Genomic DNA, 1394 nt, shown 5'->3' on the forward strand with positions numbered 1-1394 from the left:
TATTGACTCATTTATTTATTATTGATTCGCTTTTTCTTTCTTAGTTCTGTTAAATCAATGGTAAGCTGTTTCATCCGTTGCTTCGTTAATGGATATAGAAAGACTAATATTAAGAAAATCAGCATAATAACTTTTATAAAATTAGCTATCCATTCAATGTGTCAAATTAGTGAACAAATAAGAACAAATTCTATTCATCTGGTAATTTTGTTCCAGTAAATACTTTATTTTAACAACGGATTTTGTTATTATTAACATATAGTTATTAAAAATAACCAAGGTACTATTAGGGGTGTTGATAGATGGTTACAGAAAATAAATTATGTAATAAAGTTGAAGAGTGCTACCATATTATGGGGAAGAAATGGATTGGCCTCATTATTCATACATTAATGGAGGAGCCAAAAAGATTCAGTGAAATTCATGCCTTCATTCCCGACTTAAGTAAAAGAGTTTTAAATGAACGGATGAAAGAGCTCGAGGAAAATGGTATTGTGCTAAGAAATGTCATTGCAGACCGTCCGGTACGGACTGAATATTCATTAACCAAAAAAGGGACAGAACTTGGACGATCACTCCAAGCTTTAGAAGAATGGGCAGATAAATGGTTGTAAATTTTAAAAACCTCTCTATCTAATTAATGGAGAGGTTTTTCACTGTATTTTAATACCTTTTGTTTATTCGCCATAGCTTTGAAACAAATTAGCAAGATGAGCATATGCTCCTCCCGAGAATACAGCGGATGTGACCATTATTGCTTCTGCAAGCTCTTCATTTGTAGATTCAAGCTTTATTGCATTTTTCGTATGGACATCAATACAATATGGACATTGAGTAGCATGAGCAACCGCCACAGCAATGATCTCTTTAAACTTCCCACTCAATTTTCCGTCCTTCAACGCTGTTCTACTAAACGCGGAGTAGCTTCTAAAGCCTTCAGGAGCAAATTTATTTAATTTTACAAGTTTTTTAAGATTAGATCGTCGATAAAGGGAATCATCTGCTTTTGGGTCCATCGCATTATGTAAATGTGTACTATGTGTTACAACTCCACCAGCTTCTACGCCTGCTACGACAAAGACTGCTTCCACTAACTCTTCTAGAGAAGCTCCTTCTGCTTTTGCACGACGTGTATGTGTATCAATACAATAAGGGCATTCCGTTACATGGGCGATTGCAACGGCTATAATTTCTTTTTCTTTTTTACTAAGTGTTCCTTCTTTCATTACCGCGGTATTAAATTCAGAGAAAGCTTGCAGCTGTTCTGGTGCCAATTCTTTAAGTTTACTAAGATTTTTTAAATTTCCTTTATCATATAAATTATTTGTCATTGTAGACATCCTTTCTATCTAATAAAAATAAGGAGCATAATACGAACGGGTTCCGTTTCCTAT

The 1394-nt window shown here is 34.3% G+C and carries 2 protein-coding genes; one reads left to right on the forward strand and one right to left on the reverse strand.

What is annotated here, in order from left to right:
- Nucleotides 1–302: 302 nt before the first annotated feature.
- Nucleotides 303–614: a winged helix-turn-helix transcriptional regulator gene (locus tag V7659_RS28495; protein WP_335543424.1), complete on the forward strand. Its 312-nt coding sequence runs from the start codon at nucleotides 303–305 to the stop codon at nucleotides 612–614.
- Nucleotides 615–677: 63 nt separating this feature from the next.
- On the opposite strand, the gene V7659_RS28500 is transcribed toward V7659_RS28495, so the two are convergent.
- Nucleotides 678–1331, reverse strand: coding sequence for a carboxymuconolactone decarboxylase family protein (locus tag V7659_RS28500; RefSeq protein WP_335543425.1), 654 nt, complete (start codon nucleotides 1329–1331; stop codon nucleotides 678–680).
- Nucleotides 1332–1394: the final 63 nt, after the last annotated feature.

Source organism: Neobacillus drentensis (assembly GCF_036966985.1).
GTDB lineage: Bacteria > Bacillota > Bacilli > Bacillales > Cytobacillaceae > Neobacillus > Neobacillus drentensis_E.